The sequence below is a fragment of the Micromonospora sp. DT201 genome, from assembly GCF_049841575.1.
Lineage (GTDB): Bacteria > Actinomycetota > Actinomycetes > Mycobacteriales > Micromonosporaceae > Micromonospora.
The window spans coordinates 167,550-193,773 of the sequence record NZ_JBNCKP010000001.1 but is presented as its reverse complement, the minus strand read 5'-3'; the positions used below and the strand labels follow the sequence as shown (position 1 = coordinate 193,773).

Genomic DNA, 26,224 nt, shown 5'->3' with positions numbered 1-26,224 from the left:
GGCGGCGCCGGCCGGACGGGCCCCGACCCTCCCTTAAGGAGACCCCCGTGTCCGCGACCCCCCTGCTGGAACTCCGCGGGATCGACAAGAGCTTCGGCCCCGTCCAGGTGCTCCGCGACGTCGCCCTGACCGTTCACCCGGGCGAGGTGACAGCTCTGGTCGGCGACAATGGCGCCGGCAAGTCGACCCTGGTGAAGTGCATCAGCGGCATCCACCCCACCGACGCCGGAGAGTTCCTGTTCAACGGTGAACCGGTGCACATCGGCAGCCCCCGCGACGCCGCCACGCTCGGCATCGAGGTCGTCTACCAGGACCTCGCGCTCTGCGACAACCTGGACATCGTGCAGAACATGTTCCTCGGCCGCGAGCGGCGCAGCGGCATCGTCCTGGACGAGCCGACCATGGAACAGCTCGCCGCCGAAACCCTGGCAGGGCTCTCCATCCGCACCGTCACCTCACTGCGTCAACACGTGTCCAGCCTCTCCGGCGGCCAGCGCCAGACCGTGGCCATCGCCAAGGCGGTGCTGTGGAACAGCAAGCTGGTCATCCTGGACGAGCCGACCGCGGCGCTCGGCGTGGCACAGACCGCCCAGGTGCTCGAACTGGTCCGCCGCCTCGCCGACAACGGCCTGGCCGTGGTGCTCATCTCGCACAACATGAACGACGTCTTCGCCGTCTCCGACCGGATCGCCGCGCTGTACCTCGGCCAGATGGTCGCCCAGGTGAAGACCACCGACATCACGCATGCCCAGGTGGTCGAGCTGATCACCGCCGGGCGTTCGGGCGGGCTCGGCCTCGCCACCGACCCGGGCAGCAACGGCGACGGCCCGCAGCCGGCCGACTCGATCTCAGGAGGCGCCCGATGACCACCACCGCCGTGCGGAAGGACGGCCCGGCGGCCGTCACACCGCCGCCGACCGTCGGAGGCCACGTCCGCAACTACCTGAGTCGGGTACGCGGTGGGGACGTCGGCGCGTTACCAGCCGTGCTCGGCCTGATCGTGCTCTGCACCGTCTTCGCGATCATGCGACCGTCGTCGTTCCTGTCGGCCGGCAACTTCGCCAACCTCTTCACCCAGGGCGCGGCGGTCACGCTGATCGCGATGGGCCTGGTCTTCGTACTGCTGCTCGGCGAGATCGACCTCTCCGCCGGCTTCGCCAGCGGCGTCTGCGCGGCGGTGCTGGCCAACGTGGTCACCGTGCTCGGCTACCCCTGGTGGGTCGCCGTGCTCGCCGCGGTCGCCACCGGCGTGGTCATCGGCACCACGCTCGGGTTGCTGGTCGCGAAGATCGGAATTCCGTCCTTCGTGGTCACTCTCGCCGGCTTCCTCGCCTTCCAGGGCGTCGTGCTGATGCTCGTGAAGGACGGCACCAACATCTCCGTACGCGACGAAACGCTTGTCGCCATCGCCAACCGCAACCTCGCCCCCACCCTGGGCTGGGCGCTGGCCGCCCTCGCGGTTGTCGGATATGGCGCGGTGCAACTGCTGCGGCACCGCAACCGGGCGGCCCGTGGTCTGATCACCGACCCGATCGCGGTGGTGGCGCTGCGGATCGGCGGGCTCGCCGTCATCCTCGGCACGGCGGTGTACGTCCTCAACCTGGAGCGCAGCCGCAACGTCCTCATCGTCTCGCTCAAGGGTGTGCCGATCGTGGTGCCGATCATCGCGGTGCTGCTGGTCATCTGGACCTTCGTGCTCCAACGCACCAGCTACGGCCGGCACATCTACGCCGTGGGCGGCAACCGGGAAGCGGCCCGCCGGGCCGGTATCGGCGTCGACCGGATCCGGATCTCCGTCTTTGTGATCTGCTCATCCATGGCCGCCATCGGTGGCATCGTGGCGGCCAGCCGGGCCAACTCCGTCGACCCGAACACCGGGGGCAGTAACGTACTCCTCTACGCGGTCGGCGCAGCGGTGATCGGAGGCACCAGCCTCTTCGGCGGAAAGGGCCGCGTCCTCGACGCCGTCCTCGGCGGCGCGGTGGTCGCGGTCATCGAAAACGGAATGGGCCTGATGGGTTACAGCGCGGGAGTCAAGTACGTGGTGACCGGCGTTGTGCTGCTCCTCGCCGCCAGCGTCGACGCGCTCTCCCGCCGCCGTGCGGCAGCCACCGGCACCCGCTGACCGCGGGAGGTAGCACCGCGATGCGCCCAGGACCGAGCCAGGATGACGTCCGACGGCAGAACCTCGGGGCCCTGCTGCGGCACGTGCACGTCCACGGAGCGACCACACGCGCCGAACTGACCACCACGCTGGGCCTCAACCGCAGCACCATCGGGGCGCTCACCGCCGACCTGTCCGCTGTGGGACTGGTGAGCGAGGGCGCACCGAAGGAGACCGGCCGGGCCGGCCGACCGTCACTGGTCGTCCGGCCCGAGTCGGCCCGGGTCTACGCGTACGCGTACTCAGTGGAGGTGGACCGGCTGCGCGCGGCCCGGATCGGGTTGGGTGGCGCGGTCCTGGACCGCCGGGATCTGGACCGACCGCGTAACCTGCTGGCCGCGGAGGCCGCGCCGCTGCTGGCCGGCGCAGTCAAGGACATGCAGCAGACGGTGCCGGCCGACGCGATCTGCGTCGGTGCCGGCGTCGCCGTCTGCGGCATGGTCCGGCGCCCCGACGGCCTGGTGCGGCTCGGCCCGACCACCGGCTGGGTGGACGAACCGATCGGCGCGGCACTCGGTGCCGAACTGGGCATCGATGTGCCGGTCACCGTGGGCAACGTGGCAGACGTGGCAGCGTTCGCCGAACACGCACGGGGTGTGGCGGCCGGCTGCGACAACGTCCTCTACCTGTACGGCGACGTCGGCGTAGGTGCCGGCATCATCGCTGGCGGGCGCCGGCTGACCGGGCACGGTGGGTACGGCGGCGAGGTCGGCCACATGAAGGTGGTCCTCGACGGCAGGCCCTGTGAGTGCGGCTCCCGGGGCTGCTGGGAGACCGAGATCGGCGAGCACGGTCTACTGCGCGCTGCCGGACGCTCCGACGCTCGAGGACGTGCCGCGCTGCTGGCCGTCTTCGACGCTGCCGACCGGGGTGACGCCCGCGCCCAGACGGCCGTCCGCCAGGCCGGTGACTGGCTCGGCTTCGGGGTGGCCAACCTGGTGAACGTCTTCAACCCGGAGATGGTCATCTTCGGCGGGACAATGCGCGACCTCTACCTTGCGGCAGCGGCCCAGATGCGCAGCCGACTCAACTCCAACGCGCTCGGTGCCTGCCTGGAGCACGTCCGGCTTCGTACGCCGAAGCTGGGCGAGGACGCCCCTCTGATCGGGGCCGCCGAGTTGGCCTTCGAACGACTCCTCGCTGACCCCCTTGACGTGGGCTGATCCGCGTACGTTGTCCGGCGTGGATGTCGAGCTGCGCGCTTCCGACGACGACCGTAACCGGGTGGTCGCCGAGCTGCACCGGCACACTGCGGCGGGCCGGCTGACCCTGGACGAGTTCTCCGATCGCGCCGGTGCGGTGTGGACGGCGCGCACCCTCGGTGACCTGGCCGCGCTGACCCGCGACCTGCCGGCCCTGCCCGCCCCGGCCAAAGACGGTGACGATCCCGTCGGGCACGGGCGTCGGGAGTTGCTGATGCTTTTCGCCGCCGCCGCACTCACCCTGCTGCTGCTCGGCGGCTTCCTCGCTGTCACCCGCTGATCCGCCTGACCCATTCCCGCTGATCCGCCTCGCCCTCCGATGAACTGATCGCGCGATCAGTCCGTACCAGTGGGCGGACGGGCAGCCGGCAGGTTATGGCTGCCCGGTCCAGACGCGTTTCGGTCCGGACCGAGGAGGCACCACAGACATGGCACCGCTCAGATCCGCCCGTCGCCGACTGGGCATCCGGACCCAGCGAGCGGCGCTGCTGCTCATCGCGATCATCGCGGGGATCGCTGTCCTGCCCGGCGTCGCCATTGCCGCGCCCGCTGGCGGCCAACAGCTCAACGCCGCCGACATGACGCTGCTCAACGGGGTGCGGCTGGCCGGGCTGTGGGAGATGCCGGCCGGCCAGATGGCCGCCGAGAAGGGGCAGTCGGCCAAGGTCCGGGAGATCGGTGCCGGCATTGCCGGCGAGCACCAGAAGCTCGACCAGCTCGTCGTCGATGCGGCCAACAATCTGGGCGCGAACATCCCCAGCGAGCCGACGGCCGAGCAGAAGGGCTGGCTGGCGGAGATGCAGAAGGCCTCCGGCGCCCGGTTCGACCAGATCTTCGTCACCCGGCTCCGGGTCGCCCACGGCAAGATCTTCCCGGTGATCGGCGCGGTCCGGGCCAGCACCCGGGACGCCACCGTCCGTAAGCTCTGCGACGATGCGAACGGCTTCGTGATGCATCACATGCAGATGCTGGAGAGCACCGGGCTGGTTCGCTGGCCGGAGCTGCCGCCCGCGGCGCTGCCCGCTCCCGGTGACGACGGGCTGCTTGCCGCCGCTGCGGCGAACACCGGCCCGCAGGTCGGGGTCAGCAGCACCGTCGTCTGGCTGGTCTTCCTCGCCGCGCTGGGCACCGGCGGAATCGCCACCTATCGGATGTTGCGCCGCAGCTGACCGTCCGCGGTGGATTGGTTGGTGGCTCGCGTCACCGGTCGACCTGGGTGAAGTCCCAGGAGTGCGGGGTGCGGGCCACCAGCAGGGCGGGCGGATCCGGCAGTGGTCGCGGGTTGCTGCGCCACTTGGAGATGACCACGACCCGGTGGTCGGTGGAGGAGAAGACCTCGCTGGAGACGTACAGCGGGTCGTGCTCCAGCTCGGGCAAAGCGGTGTCGCAGACCCAGGTGATCAGATCGGCGACGCCGTACGCCTCGGCGCGCGCCTCCCACATCCGCACGATCATGTCGGCCGCTCCCGTCACACGCTGACCGTGGTCAACGGCAGGGCCGAATCGGCCGGCAGGTCCAGCCGGCTCGGTGCGACCCCTGCGGCGACCAGGTGCGAGCCGAGCGCGGCCACCATCGCTCCGTTGTCGGTGCACAGCTTCGGCCGGGGCACCCGGACCTGGATGCCGTACTTCTCGGCCCGCTGCTCGGCCATCGCCCGCAGCCGCGAATTCGCCGCCACTCCCCCGCCGATCACCAAGGTCTCGATCCCGCTCGCACGGCAGGCAGCGAGCGCCTTGCTGGTCAGCACGTCACAGACCGCCTCCTGGAAGGACGCCGCCACGTCGGCCACCGGGACCGACTCGCCGGCACGCTGACGCGCCTCGACCCATCGGGCCACCGCGGTCTTCAGGCCGGAGAACGAGAAGTCGTACCGGTGGGCGGCGAGATCCTTCGCGGCGGTCAGACCTCGGGGGAAGGCGATCGCGGCGGCGTCGCCGGCCCGGGCCTCCCGGTCGATGGGCGGGCCGCCCGGAAACGGCAGCCCGAGCAGCCGGGCGACCTTGTCGAACGCCTCGCCGGCCGCATCGTCGATGGTCGCACCCAGCGGGGTGACGCCCCGGGCCAGGTCGTCGACGAGCAGGAGGGACGAGTGGCCGCCAGACACCAGGAGCGCGATGGCGGGTTCGGGCAGTGGGCCATGCTCGAGGGTGTCCACCGCTACGTGGGCGGCGAGGTGGTTGACGCCGTACACCGGCTTCTCGGCGGCGAGCGCGTAGCCCTTCGCGGCGGCGACGCCGACCAGCAGCGCGCCGGCCAGCCCCGGCCCGGAGGTGACCGCGATCGCGTCGATGTCGGCCAGGGTGACGCCGGCCTCGCTCAATGCCCGGTCCATCGTTGGCACGATGGCCTCCAGGTGCGCCCGGCTGGCCACCTCGGGCACCACACCCCCGAACCGGGCGTGCTCCTCGACGCTGGAGGCGAGCGCGTCGGCCAGCAGGGTGTGCCCCCGCACGATGCCGACGCCGGTCTCGTCGCAGGAGGTCTCGATGCCCAGGATCAGCGGTTCGTCAGCCATGGTCGTGTGGTCCGTCCCCGGTCGCCTCGGCGTCGCGCCGCATGACCAGCGCGTCGGTGTTGCTCGGTTGGTAGTAGCCGCGCCGCACCCCGATCGGCTCGAACCCGTACGTCGCGTAGAGCCGCTGGGCGGCGGCGTTGTCCACGGCGACCTCCAGCATTGTGGTGCGGGCGTCGCGTCGGGCCGCCTCGGCGAGCAACTCCTCCAGCAGGGCACGGCCCACGCCGCGCCGCTGGGCGTCCCGGCGGACGGCGATGTTCTGCACCCATACCTCGCCCGGGGGGACACCAGCGAGCCCGGCGTAACCGAGCACCGACCCGTCCGCGTCGACGGCGACCCGGTAATGGTGCCCGTTGGCCAGCTCGTTCCAGAACATGGTCGGCGACCATTGCTCGGCCCCGAAAAGGTCAGCCTCGATCGGCAGTACGTCGTCGATGTGCCACCAGCGGAACGGGTCGAGCCGTACCGCCGTCATGGCAGGACCGGTTTGCGGCCGGTCGCTGCCACCGCGTCCGGGCGGCGCAGGTAGAGCGGGGTGAGTCGCTCACTGGGCAGACCTGCCCGGATCCGCTCCGCGGCCAGCAGCGCCAGCACGGTGGCATCCGGGTACCGCGGCTCGACCCGAACGGGCAGGTCCAGGATTTCGGCGTACCGGTGCGCCCCGTCGCCGACCGCAGCCGTCGCCCCCAACTCGCGAGCGCGCGCGGCGGCGACCACCGGCGTGGACACCTCAGGCCCGACGATCCGCTCGCCGGCGCCGTCGTAGATGGCCCAGTAGAGCTCCTTGCGCCTGGCGTCGCTGGCGGCCAACACCGGCTCACCGGACGCCGCCGGGTAGCCGATGGCGTCCAGGGAGCAGACGCCGTACGTGGGGATGCCGAGCACCTGACCCATCGTCGCGGCGGTGACCAGGCCGACCCGCAGCCCGGTGAACGGCCCCGGGCCGAGCCCGGCGACGATGGCGGCCAGGTCACGCGGGCGCGCGTCGGCATCGGCGAGGACCGCGTCCACCTGGGGCGCGAGCAGTTCGCCGTGGGCGCGGGCGTCGACGGTGCACCGATGCGCCCGGGACACCACGCCGTCCGCCGAGACCTCCACCAGCGCCGCGGTCACCGCGGGGGTCGAGCTGTCCACCACGAGTACGAGCACGGTTAGCCAGCCTAGCCGCCCCGCCAACGCCCCCGGTCACGCCCCGCCCTCGACCTCCACGCCCCCGGCGCCACCGCCACCCAAGGCCGCCGCTGAGCCGCCACGCGGCCCCTCCGGGCTCTGCGCCGCCGCAACCGCCGCTGCTGTGGCCGCGCCGGGTCGTCCCGCCCCACCGCACGGCCCCACCCACACACGGCCTCACCCGCCCAACCACCGCCTCAACCACCGCCCCATCCGCCGGGGCGGCCCGACTCGGCGGAGGGCGACGGGCCACGTGCCGCATTGAGCGGTATACCTGTGAGTCATATTTATGACTCACAGGTATACCGCTCATCAGGGAAGGCCCGGTCGCCGGAGGCGCGTCCCCGGCATGCCTGTGCAGCGGAGCGACGGCCCATCCAGTCGTGAATCCGCCTCACCGGTTTCCGGCGCGGCCGGCATGGTCCACCATCCCGGGATGCCACCCACTCGTCTCGTCGGTCTACTCGCCACGGCCATCCGTCAGCAACGGCAGTCACGCGAGCTGAGCCAATGTGAGCTGGCCGAGTTGGCCGGGATCAGCCAGGCGATGGTCGCCCGGATCGAAGGCGGCGATCGAGCGCCCAGCCTCGCCGCACTGGAGCGGTTGCTTGCCGCCATGGATGTGCAGTTGGTGGTTGGGGTTGAGCCGCTGGACGCCCACCTCGACGCTCGGATCGACGACCTGGCCGCCCAGCCGATCGCCGAGCGGATCGACGCGCTTGGCCTGGATCGGCTACTGGGCCGGCTCTCCGACTTCCCGCAGGTGATAACCGGAACCACCGCAGCGCTGTTGCAGGGCGCGCCGGTGCCGGTCGACGCGCTGGAGATCGCCCTGCGCTGGCAGGACTCCAAACCGTTCACCCGGTGGCTGGAGACGAACTACGGCCAGCGGTGGAACGCCCGCTGGGGTGAGTTCGGCGGAGTGTGGCTGGAGCCGGAGGAGCCGGGTGAGCATCGTTGGTCGACCCGGTACGGCGAGGTCAGGGCAACAATGTGCGACGACCTGCCCGAGACGATCGAGGTGCAGCACGGTGGGCGGATCTACCGGGTGGTGCCGCTGGTCGAGCTGGAGCTGACCGAGCCACGCGCCGGCGAGCTGTTGCGCCGCTACCGGGACCGGCAGGCGCCCAGCGGAGGCTGAACCACCGCCGGCTCAGCCGGCGGTGCGCTCCCAGTCGATGGTGGGCAGGCCGGCGTCGGCGAGCGCCTTGTTGGCCGCGCTGAACGGGCGGCTGCCGAGGAAGCCGCGCGGGTTCATCGGGCTGGGGTGGCCAGCCTCCAGCACCACGTGCTGCGGGTTGGTGACCAGGCCGGCCTTCTTACGGGCGTAGCCGCCCCAGAGCAGGAAGACCACCCGGTCCGGCGACGCGTCCAGCGCCCTGATGGTCGCGTCGGTGAACTCCTCCCAGCCGGAGTTGGCGTGCGAGCCCGGGGTGGCCTGGCGGACGGTCAGCACCGCGTTGAGCAGCAGCACACCCTGGGCGGCCCAACCGTCAAGGTTGCCGCTGCGCGGCTTGGGGACGCCCACGTCCTCGCCCAGCTCCTTGAAGACGTTGCGCAACGACGGCGGCACCGTCACACCGTCGCGGACGCTGAAGCTCAGCCCGTGCGCCTGCCCGGCCCGGTGGTAAGGGTCCTGCCCGAGGATCAGCACCCGGGTGCCCTGCGGCGGGCAGAGCCGGTACGCCGAGAACAGGTCATCCAGGGGCGGGAAGACGGTCTGCGTCGCGTATTCCCGAGCGACGAACTCAGCCAACGCGGCGGTGCGGGCCGCATCCAGGTGCGGGGTGAGCACGGCACGCCACTGCTCCGGCAGCAGGGCCAGCAGGTCAAGGGCGGGGGCGTCGTCGGGCATCAGGAACCTCTCACAGCACGGGTCGGTCCCCCGCACTCTAGGCACCGGGTACGACAGCCGCCGACCTAACCCAGGTCGGCGAGCCGTCGGGCCCAGTCGCCACCGATCGGATCCAGCTCGACGATCCGGGTGTCGTCGTCGCGACGGTCGATGCGGACCCGTAGGTGCGCGTCGACCAACTGCTCCACCAGGCCCTCGCCCCACTCCACCACCGTGACCGAGTCGTCCACCGAGGCGTCGAGGTCCAGGTCGTCGATCTCGGCGCGTGGGTCGGTGGCGTCACCCAACCGGTACGCGTCCGCGTGCACCAGGGCCACCCGGCCGCCCCGGGACGGATCGGGACGGTGCACCCGGGCGATCACGAATGTCGGGGAGGTGATGTCCCCGACGACACCGAGCCCGGCGCCGACGCCCTGGGTGAGCGCCGTCTTGCCGGCGCCGAGTGGGCCGGTCAACAGCACCAGGTCACCTGCTCGCAGCAGCCCGGCCAGGCGCCGGCCGAACTCCCGGGTGTCCTCGACGGTCGGCAGCTTGACGACGTGACTCACCGTTCCTCCGACTTTCCAAGTGACTCGAGGAACCGCGCGAGCGCGGCATTGACCTCGTCAGCGTGCTCCAGCATCACCACGTGACCGCTGTCCTCGATCTTGACGAACTCGGCGTGCGGCAGCCGACGGACGATCTCCTCGGAATGGGTCACCGGGGTAATCATGTCCTTGTCGCCGACCACCACCAGCACCGGCGTCGCGGCCAACGCCGCGAGGGCCGGGAAGCGCGAGTGGGTGGCCAGGGTCCGCAGATAACGGGTCACCGTGTCGGCCGACGTCCGAGAGTTCATCATCTCCACGAAGGACACGAGCGCCGGGCTGGGCTTGCGGGTGCCGAAGCCATACTTGCGGGTCAGCAGCCAGGCCACGTTCGACGTCGACTTGCGGGCCTTGTCGATCATCGGCCCGCCGTACCGGGTGGCGTTGCTGACCATGTACAGCACCGGGCCACCGACCCGGCCAAGCAGCGCGGGTGCGACCAGCTTGGTTTCCGCGATGAGCCCGCCCGACGTGGCCATCAGGACGGTGCCCACCACCCGGTCACCGAACAGCTCCGGAAACAGCTCGGCGAACGCCATGATGGTCATACCGCCCATCGAGTGGCCGACCAGCACCAGTGGCCCGTCCGGGGCGGTTCGGTCGATCACCTGGCGCAGCGTCCGGCCGAGCACCGCCAGGTCGTACTCTCCGGTCTCCAGCCGGGCGGACCGGCCGTGACCGGGCTGGTCGTACGCCACGATCCGGTAGTCACCGCGCGCGGCGAGCATCTGGCGCTGGAAGTGGAACGTCCCCATGTCCAGGCAGAAGCCGTGCACCAGCACCACCGTTGGGTGCCCCGGCACCGGCCGGGTCGGCTCGACCACTTCGACGTGGATGTCCGTGCCGTCGGGCATTTCGAGACGGAAGGCCTCGTCGTACCGCTGCTCGTCGAACGTCTCGTGCGCGTAGCGGTCGGCCGGGTCGGTCTTGAGCCGGCGGACCAGGGTGCGCTCGGTCGCTACGCCGGCCGCCAGGCCCGCCGCGGCCACCCCGACCGCGGCGCCGACGATCCCCGCGACCCGGCCGGCCGCGGTCCGCGGACGCGGAATGCGGTAGCTCATGCCCGTTCGCCGTCGTAGACGCGCGGCACCCGCGTGCTGCCGAACCGAGTGACGATCTCGTAGTTGATCGTGCCGACCGCCTCGGCCCAGTCGTCGGCCGTCGGCTCGCCGTCGGCACCGCTGCCGAAGAGCGTCGCCACGTCGCCGTCGGCCACCGGGTCGTCGCCGCAGTCGATCACGAACTGGTCCATGCAGACCCGCCCCGAGATCGTTCGCCGCACGCCGCCGAGCTGCACCGGCCCGGTGTTGGAGGCGTGCCGGGGAACCCCGTCGGCGTACCCGAGCGGCACCACGGCCAGGTTCGCCTCGCTCGGCGTGGTGTAGGTGTGCCCGTAGGAGACACCGGTTCCGGCGGGCACCCGCTTGGTGAGCATCACCCGGGCGCGCGCGGTCATCGCCGGCCGCAGCCCGTACGTCTCACCGGCCACCGGGGAGAGCCCGTAGATGGCCAGACCGGGTCGGACCAGGTCGAAGTGGGTGTCGGGGCGGGTCAGGGTCGCCGCCGAGTTGGCGAGGTGCCGCCAGCGCGGGCGCAGCCCGGCCCGCTCGACCATGGCCAGCCCTTCGTGGAAGACGGCCACCTGACGGTCAGTGGTGGGGTGGCCGGGCATGTCCGCGTACACGAAGTGGCTCCACACGCCGACCACCTCGACCAGGCCGTCGGCCTGCGCCTTCGCGGCGGCGTCCAGCAGTGCCGGCCAGTCGGCGACGGTCGCCCCACCCCGCGACAGCCCGGTGTCGATCTTCAGGTGCAGGCGGGCGGGGCGGCCGGCGAGCCGGCTCGCCTCGATCATCTCGTCCAGTTGCGGCAGGCTGGCGGCGCCCAGGTCCACCCCGGCGCTGACCCCCTCATGCAACGGCAGCCCGGGCGCGAGCAGCCAGGCCAGCACCGGCACGGTCACCCCGGCCCGACGCAGGGTGAGCGCCTCGTCGAGGGTGCAGACACCGAGCCAGTCCGCCCCGGCGTCGAGCGCCGCGCGGGCGGCCGGAAGCATTCCGTGGCCGTACCCGTCAGCCTTTACCACGGCCATCAGCTCGGCCGTGGTGCCGGAGCGGAGCGTGCTCACGTTCTCGCGGATCGCGTCAAGATCAACGCGTATCTCGGCCTGCCACATGCGCCAAGCCTACTTTCCGCTGAGATCACCGCGGGCGGCGACGCACGTCCCGGGCAGTCGATCCGGTCGTCCCGCCCGGAGCCGAACCGATCAGCCCAGCCGGGCGACAACCGGGCGCAGGGCCGTCGCCACGTCGGGCGCGGTCACCGGCCCACCCCGGGCCGCCTCCCGGCCGGCGAGCCCATGCAGGTACGCAGCCGAGGCCGCAGCCCGATCGGCGGGCACCCCAGCCGCCAGCAGTGAGCCGAGCAGCCCGGCCAGCACGTCGCCGGTGCCTCCGGTGGCCAGGGCCGGGGTGCCGGTCGGGTTGACGTACGCCCGACCGTCTGGCGTGCCGATCACCGTGCGGTCCCCCTTGAGCAGCACCACCGCGTTCATCCAGGCGGCCAGCCGCAACGCCGCGCTGACCCGGTCGGCGCCGGGCTCCTCGCCGCAGAGCCGGGTGAACTCACGGTCGTGCGGGGTGACCACGATCGGCGCGTCCCGGCCGCGCAGCCGGTCGGCAAGCGAGCCGTCCACCAGCAGGGTCAACGCGTCGGCGTCGAGCACCACCGGGACCGAGGTGGCCAGCACGGCGCGCAGTTCGGCAGCCGCGTCCGCACCGGTGCCCAGCCCGGAGCCGCAGACCCAGGCCTGCACCCGGCCCGCGTCGGCGACCCGCCCACTGGCGATCACCGAGGGGTGCTGGTGCAGCACCTCGGTGCGGGCGCTGCCGGCGTAGCGGACCAGGCCGGTCGGCCCGGCCAGGGCGCCACCCACGGAGAGCACCGCCGCACCCGGGTAGGTCGCCGAGCCGGTGGCCACGCCCACCACGCCCCGGGTGTACTTCTCCGACGCCGGGCCCAGCTTCGGCCACCAGTCGACCAGGTCGGACCACTCGGTGACCCGGAGCGCCGGGGTGCCGCGCAGCCACGGGCCCAGCCCGATGTCGACCAGCTCCACCTGCCCGGCCAGGGCTGCCGCCGGCCCGACCATCAGTGCGGGCTTCAGCGCACCGAAGGCCACCGTCACGTCGGCGCGGACCGCGCAGGGCCGGCCGGACGCGGACAGCGGCACGTGGCCGGTGTCCACCGCGACCCCGCTCGGCACGTCCACCGCCACCACGGTGGAACGGTTGCCATCGCGCCCGCGTAGCTCGCAGAGGCGCTGGGCCTTCTCCTCGGCGCTCGCCCGCAGCCCGCCGGTGCCGCCGATGCCGACGATGCCGTCGAGGACCAGGTCGACCGGGCCGGTCGGACGGTCCACCAGCCGGCCGCCGGCAGCGCGCAGCGCGGCCAGCCCTGCGGTGTGCGCACGCCCGGGAGTGAGGAGCAGAGCGGACACGTCGACACCTCGACGGGCCAGCCGCTCCCCGGCGTACAACGCGTCGCCACCGTTGTCGCCGGAGCCGACCAGCAGCAGCACCCGGCTGCCGTAGACCCCGCCCCGCTCGACGAGCAGCAGAGCGGCCCGGCGGGCCAGCCCTGCGGCGGCCCGCTGCATCAGCGTGCCCTCCGGCAACGTGCCCATCAGCCCCGCCTCGGCCGCCCGTACGTCGGCCACCCGCCACACCGATCTCATGCCGACGTGTCCCCTCCCATTTGCAGGTGGACCTGATCGGCCCGCCCGACCGACGTCACCGTTCCGCGACCACCATCGCCGACGCGATTCCTCCGTCGTGCGACAACGAGACATGCCAGTGGTTGACCCCGCGCGCGTCGGCTGCCGCCGCGACGGTGCCGGACACGGCCAGCCGGGGACGGCCGTCCGGGTCGGACACGATCTCGCAGTCGTGCCAGCGCAGCCCGGCCGGAGCGCCGAGCGCCTTGGCCACGGCCTCCTTGGCGGCGAACCGGGCTGCGAGCGACTCCGGCGAGCGCGGGTTGCCGGCGCGGGTGTGCCGCTCTGCCGTGGTGAAGAGTCGGTCGGCGAGCGGCGGCGTCCGTGCCAGGGCCCGGGCGAACCGGTCGACCAGGACGACGTCGATGCCGACAGCGACGATCACCACACCACCCTACCGGCGACCGGGGCCGCAGATTAGCCGTCGGGCCCGCGGTGGGCAACGCCTGTGGACACGCCGCGGTACGGCCCACCGCCGGCTGTCCACAGGGCACCGCGAGGCCTCCAGTGCCCGCCTAGCGTCAGTTCGTCGATGCCGATCGTCCACGGAGGTGTGGTCATGACCGATGAGCCGTTCACTGTTCGGCCGGAGTTGCTGCGGGCGGTTGCCGTCACCCTCGACGACGAGGCGCATCGGTTGGCGTTGGGTCTCGCGGGGGTGCCCGGGCTGCTGGCGGCGGCGCCCGAGTGGCGAGCTGGCACGGCTCTGGCCGGGCTGGAGGCCGCCGGGCACGCCTGGTTCTGCCAGCTGGGTGCCCAGGTCGCGGCGACCTCCGGAGGGGTCCGTGCGGCGGCTGAGGCGTACGAGACGGTGGACGATCGGGCCGCCGACCGGTTCGCCGCCCTGCCCCGGTGAACGTCGGCTACCGGCAGCTGTGGGCAGCCGATCCGGGTGGGTGGCGGGCCGCCGGGGCGGCCTGGGCCGGGCTGATCGGGCCGGTCGACAGACGCGTCGGCGAGCTGCGTGGGGCCGGCGGGCGGTTGCGGAGCGGTTGGTCCGGTGCGGCCGCCACGGCGGCGGGTTCCCGGCTATCCGGTCTGTCCGACGAGCTGACCTCGGTCGCGCCCGCGCTGATCGAGGTCGACCAGGTGCTGGCCGAGTTGGCCGGTCGGCTGACGGTGGCGAAGGCGCGGCTCGCTGCTGCGGTCGCTCACGCGGACGCGGGCGGTCTGCTGGTGGACCGCGCGGGCAGGGTGCACGTCGATCCCACCCGGGTCCGGCCCACCGAGCGGACCGGCGTGGCGGCGGCTCGGGTGGCGGCGGCCCTGCGCGACGCGCTCGACGACGCCGGGGCGGCAGATCGGGCCGCTGCCGACCGCTTGGATGAGCTGGCCCGGGCCGCCGGCTCCGGTTGGACGTCCCCGCCACCGCCGGGCCGGCCGGCGGCCGGTGCCGCACCGACGCTGGTCCGCGCCTGGTGGTCCGGGTTGACCCCGGCTCAGCGACGGTGGCTGATCGGGCGCGAGCCGGCCCTGGTCGGCCGTTTGGACGGGGTGCCGGTGGCCGCGCGTGACCAGGCCAATCGACTGCGGCTCGGGTTCTGGCGAGAGGAGTTGCTGGCTGAGCAGCGACGTTTGCTGGCCCGGGTGCCGCCAGGGCCGATCACGTCGATCCGGCTGCGCGGGGTGGCCGGGCGATTGGCCGGCCTGGACGCGCTGGCCGGGCGGCTGGCGGCCGGCGGGGAGCCGCGGGCGTACCTGCTCGGGTTGGATCCGGCTGGTGAGGGTCGGGTGGTGGTGTCGCTCGGTGACCCGGACCATGCCGACCGGGTGCTGACCTACGTGCCGGGGATGACCGCCGGCCTGGACGACGCCGCCGGTGAGCTGGGCAGGGCGGCGCGCGTGCTGGACCGGTGCGTCGCGCTCGCCCCGGGTGAGCGCAGCGCGGCGGTGCTCTGGTTGGACTACGACGCCCCGGATTTCCTGACCGAGGCCATCTCGGCTGGGCAGGCCCGGGACGCTGGCCCGGCGCTGCATCGCTTTCAGGAGGGGTTGCGGGCCAGCCACGAGGGGCCGCCGGCCCGGCAGACCGTGCTCGGGCACAGCTACGGGTCACTGGTTGTGGGGGTGGCCGCCCGGGAGCACGGGCTGGCCGCCGACGCGCTGGTCTTCGTCGGTTCGCCCGGGGTCGGCGCGTCGCACGCCGCGGAGTTGGGCGTGCCACCTGGGGAGGTCTGGGCGAGCAGTGCCCCCGACGACGTGATCCGGGCGGCCCGTCCGCTGGATGAGGTGGGCCGCCGGGCCCTGTTGGGTGCGGCCCCGCTGGCGGCGGCGCTGGGCTGGCCCGACCGGACCGGGCACGAGCTGTGGTTTGGTCACGACCCGTCAGATCCCGGGTTCGGCGGTCGGGTCTTCGGCAGCGGGCGAGGCGGGCACAGCGGTTACTGGGACCCGGGCAATCCCGCCTTGGACGGGATGGCCCGGGTCGTGCTGGGCCGCTGAGGGTTAGGGCTTGCCCTACTCGACGGTGACCGACTTGGCCAGGTTGCGAGGCTGGTCCACGTCGTGCCCACGGGCGTCAGCGATCTCGGCGGCGAGCACCTGCAGCGGCACTGTGGTGACGAGCGGGGCCAGCAGGGTCGGCGTACGCGGCACGTAGATCAGGTGGTCGGCGTACCGGACGACAGCCTCGTCACCCTCCTCCGCGATCACGATGGTCCGCGCGCCGCGTGCCCGGACCTCCTGGATGTTGGAGACGACCTTGTCGTGCAGCATGCCCCGGCCAACCGGCGAGGGCACCACGCAGATCACCGGGGTGCCCTTGTCGATCAGGGCGATCGGGCCGTGCTTCAGCTCACCGGCGGCGAAGCCCTCGGCGTGCATGTACGCCAACTCCTTGAGCTTGAGCGCGCCCTCCAGGGCTACCGGGTAGCCGACGTGCCTGCCGATGAACAGCACGGTGGGCTCGGACTTCAGCTCCCGGGCCAGCTCGCGCACGGGCTCGATGCGGTCGAGCAGCTCACGCAGCTTGCCGGGAATCTCCTGCAACTGCGCGACCACCGCGCCCACCTCGTCGGCGAACTTGATCCCCCGCACCTGGGCGAGGTGCAGGCCGATCAGGTAGCAGGCGACGACCTGGGTGAGGAACGCCTTGGTGGACGCGACGGCGATCTCCGGCCCGCCGTGGGTGTAGAGCACCGCGTCGGACTCGCGGGGGATGGTCGAGCCGTTGGTGTTGCAGATGGCCAACACCCGGGCCTTCTGCTCCTTGGCGTGGCGCAGCGCCATCAAGGTGTCCATCGTCTCGCCGGACTGCGAGATCACCACGATCAGCGTGGACCGGTCGAGCACCGGGTCGCGGTAGCGGAACTCGCTGGCCAGCTCCACCTCGCAGGGGATCCGCGTCCAGTGCTCGATGGCGTACTTGGCGACCATGCCGGCGTGGTACGCGGTGCCGCAGGCCACGATGAAGATCTTGTCGACGTCGCGCAGATCCTGGTCGCTGAGGCGGACCTCGTCGAGGGCGATCTCACCGGTCTCGGTGAGCCGGCCGAGCAGCGTGTCGGCGATGGCCTGCGGCTGCTCCTCGATCTCCTTGAGCATGAACCAGTCGTAGCCGCCCTTCTCGGCCGACGAGGAGTCCCAGTCGATGTGGAAGTCCTTGCCGGCGGCGGGCTGGCCGTCGAAGTCGGTGATCTCGATGCTGTCGCCAGTGATCAGCACGATCTGGTCCTGGCCCAGCTCGACCGCTTCCCGGGTGTGCTCGATGAACGCGGCCACGTCGCTGGCCAGGTAGTTTTCCCCGTCGCCCCGGCCGACCACGAGTGGCGAGTTGCGCCGGGCGCCGACGACCGCGCCGGGCACGGCAGCGTCGACGGCGAGCAGGGTGAAGGCACCTTCCAGCCGCTGGCAGACCACCCGCATGCCGGCTGCGAGCAACTGCGGGCCGTCCGGCTGGCCGGCAGCGCGCAGGTCGGCCAGCGCGGCGGCGAGCAGGTGCGCGGCGCACTCGGTGTCGGTGTCGCTGGTGAACTGGATGCCGTCGGCCTCCAGCTCGGCGCGGAGTTTGGCGAAGTTTTCGATGATGCCGTTGTGGATCACCGCAACCCGGCCGTCGCCGGCGACGTGCGGGTGGGCGTTGCGGTCCGTTGGGCCGCCGTGCGTGGCCCACCGGGTGTGCCCGATGCCGGTGGTGCCGTCACCGATGCCGATCGGGCTGGCCGCACAGGAGGTCGGGTCGTCGGCGGCCCGCTCGGACAGCACCTTTTCCAGGTTGGCCAGCTTGCCGGCCTTCTTCTCGGTCAGCAGCTGGTCGTCGCAGACGATCGCGACGCCCGCCGAGTCGTAGCCGCGGTATTCCAGCCGCCGCAGCCCGTCGAGGACGATGCCGAGTGCAGGGCGCGCGCCCGCGTATCCCACGATTCCACACATGGCCCGCAGCCTAACCCAGTTTCACTCACGATGGGTGCTCGAAAGTCGGGTAAACGAACATCTAGTTTGAGCGAACCGCCGAGGCGGCGACGACGACCGGCGCGGAAGCCCGGCCTCAGGTGCCGCGACGCGGGCCGCCGTCCCCCACCTACCCGTATAGCGAGGCCGCAAGCAGCGAGATGGGGCATCGGCTCACCGGTGGCCCCACCTGCGCGTCCACGCCATCCCCGTCAGCGGGCTGTCTGACGAGGCGAAAGTGACAGATGGTGCGTCACCGCCCTTCGGTAAGCTCTGCCGCACCCTGCGAAGCCCGGGCGAACCGCTTGTTCGGTTACCCGTTAACCCTGACTGGAGCAGTCATGCCCGAGGGAACGCCACCCTCCGATCCGTCAACGCCCGATCCGTCGGCGCGGCCCGATGCCGCCCCGGTTCCGCCCACCGGCGTCGAGCCCCAGCCCGGCGAGCGTCACCCCCGCCGGCGGGTGCTGACCAGCGCGGTCCTCGCGGCGGCGCTCCTGCTCGGCGGTCTCGGCGGGTACGCGCTGCTCCGCCCCGACGACCAGTCCCCGGCCGAGTCGCTCACCGCCGATTCCGGGCAGACGGGCCCCGCAGCTCCGGCAGTCGCCACGCCGGGGCCGACGCCGACCGCCTCAGCCCGACCCGCGACGACGCCGTCCACCGGCCCCGGCCAGGTGAAGGTGGCCTACGAGGTGACCGGACAGGGGCGGGCCGACATCCTCTACCACGACGCGAACGGCGAAAGCATCTGGCTGGACGAGGTGCAGCTGCCGTGGCGCACGAACATTCGCACTGACCGGCGGGACCAGTTGATGGTGCAGGTCAGCAGGTCCGTCGGCACGGGAGAGTCGATCGCCTGCTCGGTCACTGTCGATGGTGGCGCGCCGGTGACGGAGCAGGTCGGCGGAGCGGCCTGGCGGGCCAGCTGCTTCGGCTGAATCTCCGGGGTCGAGTTGACCCGGTCGGCCCGTAGGCTGGCGGGCGTGACGACGAGCACCGATGTCGACCCGCTGGTGGCCCGAATGCGGCCGTTCGGCACGACGATCTTCGCCGAGATGTCCGCCCTCGCCGTTCGCACCGGCGCGGTCAACCTCGGCCAGGGCTTCCCCGACACCGACGGTCCACCGGAGATGTTGGCCGCCGCAGCCGAGGCGCTGCGCAGCGGGCAGAACCAGTACCCGCCCGGTCCGGGGATTCCCGCCCTGCGTACGGCGGTTGCGGCCCATCAGCGGCGGTTCCACGACCTGGCGTACGACCCGGATGGCGAGATCGTGATCACGGCGGGCGCGACGGAGGCGGTCGCGGCGAGCATCCTCGCCCTCTGCGAACCGGGTGATGAGGTGGTCTGTTTCGAGCCGTACTACGACTCGTACGCCGCCTCGATCGCGCTGGCCGGCGCGGTCCGACGGCCGGTGACCCTGCGTCCCGCGGCCGACGGCCGCTACGCCTTCGACCCGGCGGCGCTGCGCGCGGCGTTCGGCCCACGGACCCGGCTGGTGCTGCTCAACTCGCCGCACAACCCGACCGGCAAGGTCTTCACCCCGGCCGAGCTGGCACTGATCGCCGAGCTGTGCCAGGAGCACGACACGTACGCGGTCACCGACGAGGTGTACGAGCACCTGGTCTTCACCGACGCGGCGCACCCGCATGTGCCGCTGGCCACCCTGCCCGGGATGTGGGAGCGAACGCTGCGCATCTCGTCGGCCGGCAAGACGTTCTCCTGCACGGGTTGGAAGGTCGGCTGGGCGAGCGGCCCGGCGGCCCTGGTCTCGGCGGTGCTGCGGGTGAAGCAGTTCCTCACCTACGTCAACGCGGCCCCGCTGCAACCGGCGGTCGCCGTGGCGCTGGCCCTGCCGGACGACTACTACACCGGCTTCCGGGACAGCCTCCAACAGCGGCGTGACCAGCTTGTCTCCGGTCTCACCGACGCCGGGTTCGAGGTGCTCGACTCGGAGGGGACATACTTCGTCACCGCCGACATCACCGCACTCGGCGGCCGGGACGGGATGGAGTTCTGCCGCTCCCTACCGGAGCGTTGTGGCGTGGTGGCCGTGCCGACGCAGGTCTTCTACGACGACGTCGAGGCGGGCCGGCGGCTGGTCCGCTTCGCCTTCTGCAAGCGCCCCGAGGTGTTGACCGAGGCGGTCACCCGGCTGCGCGCCCTGGCGCCGACCGGCTGACCCGGCGGGTCGCTGTCCGAAGGCTGTGGAGCTGATGCCATAGACGGTTCAGCTCCACAGCCTTCCGCTGACCTACGACGCGGCGGGGCTGGCGGTGCGAACCTTCTCGGCGATCCGCTCGGCGACCTCGCGGGCGGTCTGCTCGGTGGCGGCCTCGACCATGACCCGGACCAGCGGCTCAGTGCCCGACGGGCGCAGCAGCACCCGGCCGGTCTCGCCCAACTCCGCCTCGGCCCGCTCGACCTCGGCGCGGACGGCCGGTGCGGCGGCACCGACGGTCCGGTCGCCGACCGGCACGTTGATCAGCACCTGGGGCAGCTTGGTGACCACCGAGGCCAACTCGGCGAGGGACTGACCGGTGGCCGCCATCCGGGCCATCAGGTGCAGACCGGTGAGCACACCGTCGCCGGTGGTGGCGTACGCGGGCATGACGATGTGACCGCTCTGCTCGCCGCCGAGCGCCAATCCGGAGGCGCGCAGAGCCTCCAGGACGTACCGGTCGCCGACCTTGGTCTCGATCAGCTGGATGCCCTGCGCGGACATGGCCAGCCGCAGGCCGAGGTTGCTCATCACGGTCGCGACCAGCGTGTCCTGGGTGAGCGTGCCGGCATCCCGCATGGCCAGCGCGAGGATCGCCATCACCTGGTCGCCGTCGACCTCGTCGCCGTCGGCGCTGACTGCGACGATGCGGTCGGCATCACCGTCGTGCGCGATGCCCAGGTGCGCACCGTGCTCGACGACGGCCTCGCGCAGCGCCTCAATGTGGTTGGAACCACACTCGTCGTTGATGTTCAGACCGTTCGGCTCGGCGTGGATCGCGACGACCTCCGCGCCAGCTTCCCGGTAGGCGACCGGGGCAACCTCGGCGGCGGCCCCGTTGGCGCAGTCGACCACGACCTTGATCCCGTCCAGCCGGTGCGGCACGGCGCCGACCAGGTGCTGGACGTAGTGGTCCGCGCCGTCGAGCAGGTCGTGCACACGGCCGATGCCGGCCCCGGTCGGCCGATCCCAGGCGGTGGTGGCGTTCGCCTCCACAGCCGCCTCGATCTGCATTTCGATCTCGTCGGGCAGCTTGTGCCCGCCAGCGGCGAAGAGTTTGATGCCGTTGTCCGGCATCGGGTTGTGCGACGCCGAGAGCACCACGCCGAGGTCGGCCTTGGTCTCAGCGGTGAGGAACGCCACCGCCGGGGTGGGCAGCACGCCGACCCGCACCACGTTGGCGCCGGCACTGGTCAGCCCGGCAACCACGGCGGCCTCCAGCATCTCGCCACTGGCCCGGGTGTCGCGACCGACGACGGCGAGCGGCGGATGGCTGCGGTCCGTCTCGGCAAGTGTGTGCGCAGCGGCCACCGCGAGCGCCAGCGCCAACTCAGGGGTGAGATCCGCGTTCGCCCGCCCGCGTACGCCGTCCGTGCCGAACAACCGACCCATACTCGCCAACCTCCGTTGCGCACTGCCGATGTGGAGAAAGCGAAACGGCCGGCCACCTCCCCCGATCGAGGGGAGGCGGACCGGCCGTCCGTCAGAAGTACAACGCGCTGGTGAAGATCAGCGCTTCGAGTACTGAGGAGCCTTACGGGCCTTCTTGAGGCCGTACTTCTTGCTCTCCTTGACCCGGGCGTCCCGAGTCAGGAAGCCGGCCTTCTTCAGGGCCGGGCGGTCGTCAGGCTCGTTGACGATCAGCGCGCGGGCGATGCCCAGCCGCAGCGCACCGGCCTGGCCGGTGGTGCCGCCGCCACGCAGGTTCGCGATGATGTCGAACTGCTCGAGCTTCTCGGCGGTGACCAGCGGGTCCTTGATGAGCTGCTGGTGCACCTTGCTCGGGAAGTACGCCTCGAGGTCCTGGCCGTTGCAGGTGATCTTGCCGGTGCCCGGGACGATACGGACCCGGACGATGGCCTCCTTGCGGCGGCCCACGGTCTGGATCGGCCGGTCACCACGAGGCGCGCGGGCGACGGGCGCCGGCGCCTCGGTGGCCTCGGGGACTTCCGGGGCAACCTCGGTCTCGGTGGTGATGTCGGTCATGCTGCTTCCTTCGCCCGCGCTCACTGCGCGATCTGCTTGATCTCGAACGGCACCGGCTGCTGCGCGAGGTGCGGGTGCTCGGCACCGGCGTAGACCTTCAGCTTCTTGATCAGCTGACGGCCGAGCTTGTTGTGCGGGAGCATCCCCTTCACAGCCAGCTCGATGGCCCGCTCGGGGCGCTTGGTCAGCAGCTCGTCGTAGCCGATCTGCTTCAGACCACCCGGGTAACCGGAGTGGCGGTAAGCAACCTTGGTCTGGCGCTTGTTGCCGGTCAACGCAACCTTGCCCGCGTTCACGATGACGACAAAGTCGCCCGTGTCGACGTGCGGCGCGAAAGTCGGCTTGTGCTTACCACGCAGCAACGTGGCGGCGTGGGTGGCCAGGCGGCCCAGCACGACATCAGAGGCGTCGATGACGTGCCACTGACGCTCGATCTCACCCGGCTTCGGGCTGTACGTACGCACAGGTCTACCTTGTCTCGTCGTCGGTCTGGGGTCGCGCGCCGAGGTGACCAGATCTAGCAGGCCGAACCAGCGCGCACGAACGACCAAGCGTACCTGATAGGGCACGCCTCTGGATGTCGTACAACAGCAGGCAACGATACCCGGCGCGGTGTCCGCAGGTCAAAACGGGGGTGGGCTCCAGCGCGGCGACGCGCCGGTCGTGGTCCAGCTCACACGTTGGCCTCACACGTTGGCCTCACACGTTGGTGAGCCGACTGGCCCTCGGGCGACGGTAGACGACCCAGGTGACCGCGAAACACAACGCGTACCAGCCGATGAAGGCCAGGTAGGCGGCGTCGGCGTTGCCCGAGCCGAGGAACGACTGGCGGAACGCGATGTTGACCAGCACCCCACCGGAGGCGCCGACCGCACCCGCGATGCCGATCAACGCGCCGGTCATCCGTCGCGCCCACCGCGCGGCGGCCTCCGGGTCGCGCAGGCCCGCAGCCACCGCGTCCGCCGCCCGGGCACGGAAGATCGCCGGGATCATCTTGTACGTGGAGCCGTTGCCGACGCCGGAGAAGACGAACAGGGCGAGGAACCCGGCGAGGTAGAGCCCGAACGAGCGTTCCCGGGCCGCGTACAGCACGGTGCCCGCGCCGGCCGCCATCGCCACGAAGTTCCAGAAGGTCACCCGGGCCCCGCCCAACCGGTCGGCGAGGTGCCCGCCCAGCGGCCGGACCAACGAGCCGACCAGCGGGCCGAGGAAGGTCAACCAGGCGGCGTCGACCGGAGTGGGGAACCGCTCGGCGAACTGGAGCTGGAGCACCTGGCCGAAGGCGAAACCGAACCCGATGAACGAGCCGAAGGTGCCGATGTAGAGCAGGGACATGGCCCAGGTGTGGGGGTCGCGGGCCGCCTCGCGCAACGCGCCCGGCTCGTTGCGCGCCCCGGGCACGGTGTCCAACCAGCGGGCCGCAGCCAGCGCGGCCAGCACGATCAGCGGCAGGTAGACCGCCGGCACCAGCCGGGGGTACGCGGCACCGGCGGTGGCAAGGACCGCCAGCCCGACCAACTGCACCGCGGGTACGCCCAGGTTGCCGCCGCCAGCGTTGAGCCCAAGAGCCCGGCCCTTGAGTCGCTGGGGGTAGAACAAGTTGATGTTGGCCATCGAGGAGGCGAAGTTGCCGCCACCGACCCCGGTGATGCAGGCGAGCACCATCAGGGTGGAGTAGGACACACCGGGCTCCAGCAGCACCGTCATCGGCACCGTGGGCACCAGCAGCAGCAGTGCGCTGATGATCGTCCAGCGCCGCCCGCCGAAGCGGGCCACCGCCAACGTGTACGGCAGCCTCAACACCGCGCCCAGCGCCGCCGGCACGGCGGTGAGCAGGAATTTTCCGGCCGGATCGATGCCGTACGCGGGGCCGAGGAAGAGCACGGTGACCGACCAGAGGCTCCACACCGAGAAGCCGACGTGCTCCGCGAAGATCGAGACCCAGAGGTTGCGCCGGGCGATCGGCGCGCCCGTCGCCTGCCAGAAGTCGGGGTCCTCGGGACGCCAGTCGTCGAGCCGACGCCCACGCCCGGTGGCGACCGACGGCGCGGCGGTGACTGCGGTGCTGGTGAGCGTGCTCACGGCGGCTCCTCCTCGTCGATGTGACGAGGAGAAACGCTAGGAACGCCGGGTTACCTGGCAGTGCCCGTCGCGGGTCGGCCCGGAAACGGGGACCGCACCACGGGCCGGCGGCGATGGTGAGCACACCACCAGACCCGTGGTCAGAGCTGCTGAAGTCTGCGGTCAGAGCTGCTGGAGGATGCGCAGCGCGCGACCGACCCGGAGCATGGTGTCGGTGTCGGCGACGTCCACGCAGTCGGTGAACCACTTCTTCATCGGCGAGGAGATGCGGTCGGGCATGACCACGTACCGGCCCATCGAGACTGCGAGCGGCGAGTCGCGCAGCAGCGACTCCTCGACCACCTCGACCACGATCACGATGGGCACGTCGGTGGAGTTGTAGACGTCTGAGCTGATCACGAGCCCGAGGCGTTCCCGGGCCCCCTCGATGCGCCAGACTTCTCCCCTACGCAGCACGCGGTCGTCCGCCGGAGAGCAGGTCGTTGACCATGCCCACCTCGCGCGCGTCGGCGAGGGCGGCGGACTCGAGGTCCAGACCGGCACGGCCCACGGCGGCGGCGTGCGCGGTGAAGACCTCGCGCAGCGCCTTCTCCCGGGCGGCCTGGTCCATCCATGCGGAGAGCGACAGCCCTTCGCGCTTGGCGAACCGCCGGGCCTCCTCGATCGTCTCGTCCGTGAACGACAGAGTCACCTTGGCAGTCATGCCGATGAGACTACCCAGCGGTATGACCACCAGTCATCCATGTGCTCACCAGCTCGCCCACCAGCGTCGAAACGCCCATTCCGGCGGCTCTCACCTGACCCGACCGCCGAACACCGCGAAGCGCCACTCCTTGAAGTAACAATCGACGTCGACCAGGCCGGCCTCGGCGAGCCACCGGCACTGATCGGCCACGGTCGCCGGGCGGTCGTGTCGCATCCGCCCCTGGGAAGCGGCGATCTCCTCGGGGGACGCACCGAGTTCGGTGATCCGCTCCAACCACACCTCGTCGTAGCGCCGGTCCAGCTCCGGGGTCGGGCCGGCGACCTGCTCGGCGTTGACGAACACCCCGCCGGGTGCCAGCGCGTTGGCGGCCCTCCGGTAGAGCGCGCGCTTGCCGTCGTCGTCCAGGTGGTGGATCGCCAGCGCGCTGACGACCGCGTCGTACCGGCCCGGCGGCAGTTCGTCGGACAGGTCGGCCTGGATGGACCGGTGCGGCACGGACCGGGCGCGCAACTGCTCGGTGGCGCGGGCGAGCATCGCCGGCGCTCCGTCCAACAGGGTCAGCCGGACTCCGGGCACCGCCGCGGCCAGCAGCAGCGAGAGCAGGCCGGTTCCGGCGCCCAGGTCCAACACCTCGGGGGTACGTCCGGCCGCGAGCGCGGCGCGCAGCGGTGGCGCGGCCACCTGGACGGCGGTGCCATAGAAGGCGTCGAAGCAGGGAATCAGGCGCCGACGCTCCTCGTCGTAGGTGCCGGCAACCGCGTCGAAGACGTCCGCCACACTCATCGCGTCCTCCCATTATCTGAGACAGTTTTCCCACATTATAAGCGGCACGTGGGGCCTCTGCGTCACCAGCTTGGGTCATCGCGCGCACCCTGGAGGCGCTCGCGGCCTCGGCACTCCGCAGGGGTGGGAGTGTTGCTGATGAGCCGTATACCAGGGAGTCATATTTATGACTGTGAGGTATATGGGCTACCGGGGCGGCGGCTGCCCGGCGGCGGGATGGCACGACCTCGCCGAGGGCCACCCCCGGACAAGCAAAAGACCCCCGGCTTCCTGGGATCCAGGGTGTCGGGGGCCTTCCGTGCTGCGCTGGTCAGCCGACGGGGCCGATCGCCTTCGCCAGGTCGACGAAGCCGGCCCAGGCCGCCGGTCCGAAGGTCAGCGTCCCGCCGTCGCGGTCTTTGGTGTCGCGGACGAGGACGACGCCGGGGAGGTTGTCGGCGACCTCGACGCACGAGCCCCCGTTGTTTCCGCTCTTCGTGCTCTTACGCCACTGTGCGCCGGTCATGTCCATGATCCTGCTGCTTTCCTGATCAGGTCCAGGGACTGGTGACGGGAAAGAGCTTCGCTTCTGATGCGTTCCCATCTGCGATTCAGCGTAGCAACGTCCGCAGCCCCATTAACGATCTGCGCCCGCGCCTGGCTGTCAATGTGTGCGACCTGCTCGCCGCCGGGCAGCTCGGCCACGATGAACCCCCCGCCAAGGCCCGGAGCACCGTGCCGGACAAGCCGCCCGATCGGAAGCCCAAGCCGGAACCGGAGCCGGAACCGGCCCCACCGTCGTCGCCGGGCG

29 protein-coding genes and 1 pseudogene are annotated in these 26,224 nt (G+C 71.7%); 10 read left to right on the top strand and 20 right to left on the bottom strand.

The window, feature by feature from the left end:
• The first annotated feature begins 47 nt into the window (after positions 1–47).
• The 5 genes from ACLQ28_RS01005 to ACLQ28_RS00985 all read left to right on the top strand — a co-directional run bounded on the left by ACLQ28_RS01005 (position 48) and on the right by ACLQ28_RS00985 (position 4,535).
• Entirely contained in the window at positions 48–866 is an 819-nt protein-coding gene (locus ACLQ28_RS01005; protein ID WP_357112382.1) for an ATP-binding cassette domain-containing protein, read from the top strand.
• Positions 863–2,125, top strand: coding sequence for a sugar ABC transporter permease (locus tag ACLQ28_RS01000; protein WP_425684288.1), 1,263 nt, complete (start codon positions 863–865; stop codon positions 2,123–2,125). The genes ACLQ28_RS01005 and ACLQ28_RS01000 overlap by 4 nt, the downstream gene beginning before the upstream one ends.
• Before the next feature lie 20 nt (positions 2,126–2,145).
• Positions 2,146–3,327 carry an ROK family protein gene (locus ACLQ28_RS00995; protein WP_425684287.1) on the top strand — a complete coding sequence of 394 codons (1,182 nt, stop codon included), beginning with the start codon at positions 2,146–2,148 and terminating at the stop codon, positions 3,325–3,327.
• Positions 3,328–3,346: 19 nt separating this feature from the next.
• Complete coding sequence (locus ACLQ28_RS00990; RefSeq protein WP_425684286.1) at positions 3,347–3,646, top strand: DUF1707 SHOCT-like domain-containing protein; 300 nt, start codon at positions 3,347–3,349, stop codon at positions 3,644–3,646.
• Between the two features lie 148 nt (positions 3,647–3,794).
• A complete protein-coding gene (locus ACLQ28_RS00985) occupies positions 3,795–4,535 on the top strand; it encodes a DUF4142 domain-containing protein (protein ID WP_425684285.1) in 741 nt (246 codons plus the stop codon).
• Positions 4,536–4,566: 31 nt separating this feature from the next.
• Here ACLQ28_RS00985 and ACLQ28_RS00980 read toward each other — a convergent pair whose 3' ends face one another.
• The 4 genes from ACLQ28_RS00980 to tsaB are packed head-to-tail and all read right to left on the bottom strand — an operon-like array spanning position 4,567 to position 7,031.
• Positions 4,567–4,821 (bottom strand): hypothetical protein, encoded by a 255-nt coding sequence (locus tag ACLQ28_RS00980; protein WP_425684742.1) that lies wholly within the window; start codon positions 4,819–4,821, stop codon positions 4,567–4,569.
• A gap of 14 nt (positions 4,822–4,835) precedes the next feature.
• Positions 4,836–5,882 (bottom strand): tRNA (adenosine(37)-N6)-threonylcarbamoyltransferase complex transferase subunit TsaD, encoded by a 1,047-nt coding sequence (gene tsaD, locus ACLQ28_RS00975; protein ID WP_425684284.1) that lies wholly within the window; start codon positions 5,880–5,882, stop codon positions 4,836–4,838.
• Positions 5,875–6,357, bottom strand: coding sequence for a ribosomal protein S18-alanine N-acetyltransferase (gene rimI / locus ACLQ28_RS00970; protein ID WP_425684283.1), 483 nt, complete (start codon positions 6,355–6,357; stop codon positions 5,875–5,877). The genes tsaD and rimI overlap by 8 nt, the downstream gene beginning before the upstream one ends.
• Positions 6,354–7,031, bottom strand: coding sequence for a tRNA (adenosine(37)-N6)-threonylcarbamoyltransferase complex dimerization subunit type 1 TsaB (tsaB, locus tag ACLQ28_RS00965; protein WP_425684282.1), 678 nt, complete (start codon positions 7,029–7,031; stop codon positions 6,354–6,356). Before tsaB ends, rimI begins: the two co-directional genes overlap by 4 nt.
• Before the next feature lie 457 nt (positions 7,032–7,488).
• Between tsaB and ACLQ28_RS00960 the strand changes: the two genes are divergently transcribed.
• Complete coding sequence (locus ACLQ28_RS00960) at positions 7,489–8,193, top strand: helix-turn-helix domain-containing protein (protein ID WP_425684281.1); 705 nt, start codon at positions 7,489–7,491, stop codon at positions 8,191–8,193.
• 12 nt (positions 8,194–8,205) lie between these two features.
• On the opposite strand, the gene ACLQ28_RS00955 is transcribed toward ACLQ28_RS00960, so the two are convergent.
• From ACLQ28_RS00955 to ACLQ28_RS00930, 6 genes are all read right to left on the bottom strand, one after another.
• Positions 8,206–8,907 (bottom strand): uracil-DNA glycosylase, encoded by a 702-nt coding sequence (locus ACLQ28_RS00955; protein ID WP_425684280.1) that lies wholly within the window; start codon positions 8,905–8,907, stop codon positions 8,206–8,208.
• A 65-nt stretch (positions 8,908–8,972) separates the two neighbouring features.
• Positions 8,973–9,455 (bottom strand): tRNA (adenosine(37)-N6)-threonylcarbamoyltransferase complex ATPase subunit type 1 TsaE, encoded by a 483-nt coding sequence (gene tsaE, locus ACLQ28_RS00950; protein WP_110563046.1) that lies wholly within the window; start codon positions 9,453–9,455, stop codon positions 8,973–8,975.
• A complete protein-coding gene (locus ACLQ28_RS00945) occupies positions 9,452–10,555 on the bottom strand; it encodes an alpha/beta fold hydrolase (protein WP_425684279.1) in 1,104 nt (367 codons plus the stop codon). The genes tsaE and ACLQ28_RS00945 overlap by 4 nt, the downstream gene beginning before the upstream one ends.
• Positions 10,552–11,670: an alanine racemase gene (alr, locus tag ACLQ28_RS00940; protein WP_425684278.1), complete on the bottom strand. Its 1,119-nt coding sequence runs from the start codon at positions 11,668–11,670 to the stop codon at positions 10,552–10,554. Before alr ends, ACLQ28_RS00945 begins: the two co-directional genes overlap by 4 nt.
• A 90-nt stretch (positions 11,671–11,760) precedes the next feature.
• Entirely contained in the window at positions 11,761–13,230 is a 1,470-nt protein-coding gene (locus ACLQ28_RS00935; RefSeq protein ID WP_425684277.1) for an NAD(P)H-hydrate dehydratase, read from the bottom strand.
• 55 nt (positions 13,231–13,285) lie between these two features.
• The gene (locus ACLQ28_RS00930) at positions 13,286–13,654 is read right to left on the bottom strand and encodes a holo-ACP synthase (protein WP_425684276.1); all 369 of its coding nucleotides are present in this window, start codon (positions 13,652–13,654) and stop codon (positions 13,286–13,288) included.
• A gap of 174 nt (positions 13,655–13,828) precedes the next feature.
• On the opposite strand from ACLQ28_RS00930, the gene ACLQ28_RS00925 reads away from it, so the two are divergent.
• Both ACLQ28_RS00925 and ACLQ28_RS00920 read left to right on the top strand, forming a co-directional pair.
• Positions 13,829–14,125, top strand: coding sequence for a hypothetical protein (locus tag ACLQ28_RS00925; protein ID WP_425684275.1), 297 nt, complete (start codon positions 13,829–13,831; stop codon positions 14,123–14,125).
• A complete protein-coding gene (locus tag ACLQ28_RS00920) occupies positions 14,122–15,711 on the top strand; it encodes an alpha/beta hydrolase (RefSeq protein ID WP_425684274.1) in 1,590 nt (529 codons plus the stop codon). The genes ACLQ28_RS00925 and ACLQ28_RS00920 overlap by 4 nt, the downstream gene beginning before the upstream one ends.
• Positions 15,712–15,726: 15 nt before the next feature.
• Here the strand turns inward: ACLQ28_RS00920 and glmS are convergent, their stop codons facing one another.
• Entirely contained in the window at positions 15,727–17,640 is a 1,914-nt protein-coding gene (glmS, locus tag ACLQ28_RS00915) for a glutamine--fructose-6-phosphate transaminase (isomerizing) (protein ID WP_425684273.1), read from the bottom strand.
• 359 nt (positions 17,641–17,999) lie between these two features.
• Between glmS and ACLQ28_RS00910 the strand changes: the two genes are divergently transcribed.
• Entirely contained in the window at positions 18,000–18,596 is a 597-nt protein-coding gene (locus ACLQ28_RS00910; protein ID WP_425684272.1) for an MmpS family transport accessory protein, read from the top strand.
• A 45-nt stretch (positions 18,597–18,641) separates the two neighbouring features.
• Entirely contained in the window at positions 18,642–19,838 is a 1,197-nt protein-coding gene (locus ACLQ28_RS00905; protein WP_425684271.1) for a pyridoxal phosphate-dependent aminotransferase, read from the top strand.
• A 72-nt stretch (positions 19,839–19,910) separates the two neighbouring features.
• Here the strand turns inward: ACLQ28_RS00905 and glmM are convergent, their stop codons facing one another.
• The 9 genes and pseudogenes from glmM to ACLQ28_RS00860 all read right to left on the bottom strand — a co-directional run.
• Complete coding sequence (gene glmM / locus ACLQ28_RS00900) at positions 19,911–21,269, bottom strand: phosphoglucosamine mutase (RefSeq protein ID WP_425684270.1); 1,359 nt, start codon at positions 21,267–21,269, stop codon at positions 19,911–19,913.
• Between the two features lie 117 nt (positions 21,270–21,386).
• Positions 21,387–21,863, bottom strand: coding sequence for a 30S ribosomal protein S9 (gene rpsI, locus ACLQ28_RS00895; RefSeq protein WP_357112444.1), 477 nt, complete (start codon positions 21,861–21,863; stop codon positions 21,387–21,389).
• A 20-nt stretch (positions 21,864–21,883) separates the two neighbouring features.
• Positions 21,884–22,327 carry a 50S ribosomal protein L13 gene (gene rplM / locus ACLQ28_RS00890; RefSeq protein WP_053653864.1) on the bottom strand — a complete coding sequence of 148 codons (444 nt, stop codon included), beginning with the start codon at positions 22,325–22,327 and terminating at the stop codon, positions 21,884–21,886.
• 235 nt (positions 22,328–22,562) lie between these two features.
• Positions 22,563–23,945: an MFS transporter gene (locus tag ACLQ28_RS00885; RefSeq protein WP_425684269.1), complete on the bottom strand. Its 1,383-nt coding sequence runs from the start codon at positions 23,943–23,945 to the stop codon at positions 22,563–22,565.
• 162 nt (positions 23,946–24,107) lie between these two features.
• The gene (locus ACLQ28_RS00880; RefSeq protein WP_151488090.1) at positions 24,108–24,401 is read right to left on the bottom strand and encodes a hypothetical protein; all 294 of its coding nucleotides are present in this window, start codon (positions 24,399–24,401) and stop codon (positions 24,108–24,110) included.
• Positions 24,391–24,648 (bottom strand): DUF6364 family protein, encoded by a 258-nt coding sequence (locus tag ACLQ28_RS00875; RefSeq protein WP_088950199.1) that lies wholly within the window; start codon positions 24,646–24,648, stop codon positions 24,391–24,393. Before ACLQ28_RS00875 ends, ACLQ28_RS00880 begins: the two co-directional genes overlap by 11 nt.
• A gap of 90 nt (positions 24,649–24,738) precedes the next feature.
• The gene (locus ACLQ28_RS00870) at positions 24,739–25,434 is read right to left on the bottom strand and encodes a class I SAM-dependent methyltransferase (protein WP_425684268.1); all 696 of its coding nucleotides are present in this window, start codon (positions 25,432–25,434) and stop codon (positions 24,739–24,741) included.
• Positions 25,435–25,744: 310 nt separating this feature from the next.
• Positions 25,745–25,939, bottom strand: a complete 195-nt coding sequence (locus tag ACLQ28_RS00865) for a DUF397 domain-containing protein (protein ID WP_030489632.1) — start codon at positions 25,937–25,939, stop codon at positions 25,745–25,747.
• A pseudogene (locus ACLQ28_RS00860) lies at positions 25,936–26,142 on the bottom strand (Scr1 family TA system antitoxin-like transcriptional regulator); the annotation flags it as partial. The pseudogene ACLQ28_RS00860 and the gene ACLQ28_RS00865, both read right to left, overlap by 4 nt.
• Positions 26,143–26,224: the final 82 nt, after the last annotated feature.

Bases quoted from the DNA above. Each gene is read 5' to 3' on its own strand.
- ACLQ28_RS00945 (WP_425684279.1), bottom strand. From the start codon at position 10,555: ATGAGCTACCGCATTCCGCGTCCGCGGACCGCGGCCGGCCGGGTCGCG.
- glmM (WP_425684270.1), bottom strand. From the start codon at position 21,269: ATGGGTCGGTTGTTCGGCACGGACGGCGTACGCGGGCGGGCGAACGCG.
- ACLQ28_RS01000 (WP_425684288.1), top strand. From the start codon at position 863: ATGACCACCACCGCCGTGCGGAAGGACGGCCCGGCGGCCGTCACACCG.
- ACLQ28_RS00935 (WP_425684277.1), bottom strand. From the start codon at position 13,230: ATGAGATCGGTGTGGCGGGTGGCCGACGTACGGGCGGCCGAGGCGGGG.
- ACLQ28_RS00960 (WP_425684281.1), top strand. From the start codon at position 7,489: ATGCCACCCACTCGTCTCGTCGGTCTACTCGCCACGGCCATCCGTCAG.
- ACLQ28_RS00995 (WP_425684287.1), top strand. From the start codon at position 2,146: ATGCGCCCAGGACCGAGCCAGGATGACGTCCGACGGCAGAACCTCGGG.
- ACLQ28_RS00925 (WP_425684275.1), top strand. From the start codon at position 13,829: ATGACCGATGAGCCGTTCACTGTTCGGCCGGAGTTGCTGCGGGCGGTT.
- ACLQ28_RS00870 (WP_425684268.1), bottom strand. From the start codon at position 25,434: ATGAGTGTGGCGGACGTCTTCGACGCGGTTGCCGGCACCTACGACGAG.
- glmS (WP_425684273.1), bottom strand. From the start codon at position 17,640: ATGTGTGGAATCGTGGGATACGCGGGCGCGCGCCCTGCACTCGGCATC.
- ACLQ28_RS00985 (WP_425684285.1), top strand. From the start codon at position 3,795: ATGGCACCGCTCAGATCCGCCCGTCGCCGACTGGGCATCCGGACCCAG.
- ACLQ28_RS00910 (WP_425684272.1), top strand. From the start codon at position 18,000: ATGCCCGAGGGAACGCCACCCTCCGATCCGTCAACGCCCGATCCGTCG.
- ACLQ28_RS00955 (WP_425684280.1), bottom strand. From the start codon at position 8,907: ATGCCCGACGACGCCCCCGCCCTTGACCTGCTGGCCCTGCTGCCGGAG.
- alr (WP_425684278.1), bottom strand. From the start codon at position 11,670: ATGTGGCAGGCCGAGATACGCGTTGATCTTGACGCGATCCGCGAGAAC.
- ACLQ28_RS00875 (WP_088950199.1), bottom strand. From the start codon at position 24,648: ATGACTGCCAAGGTGACTCTGTCGTTCACGGACGAGACGATCGAGGAG.
- ACLQ28_RS00865 (WP_030489632.1), bottom strand. From the start codon at position 25,939: ATGACCGGCGCACAGTGGCGTAAGAGCACGAAGAGCGGAAACAACGGG.
- ACLQ28_RS00980 (WP_425684742.1), bottom strand. From the start codon at position 4,821: ATGATCGTGCGGATGTGGGAGGCGCGCGCCGAGGCGTACGGCGTCGCC.
- tsaD (WP_425684284.1), bottom strand. From the start codon at position 5,882: ATGGCTGACGAACCGCTGATCCTGGGCATCGAGACCTCCTGCGACGAG.
- rimI (WP_425684283.1), bottom strand. From the start codon at position 6,357: ATGACGGCGGTACGGCTCGACCCGTTCCGCTGGTGGCACATCGACGAC.
- rpsI (WP_357112444.1), bottom strand. From the start codon at position 21,863: ATGACCGACATCACCACCGAGACCGAGGTTGCCCCGGAAGTCCCCGAG.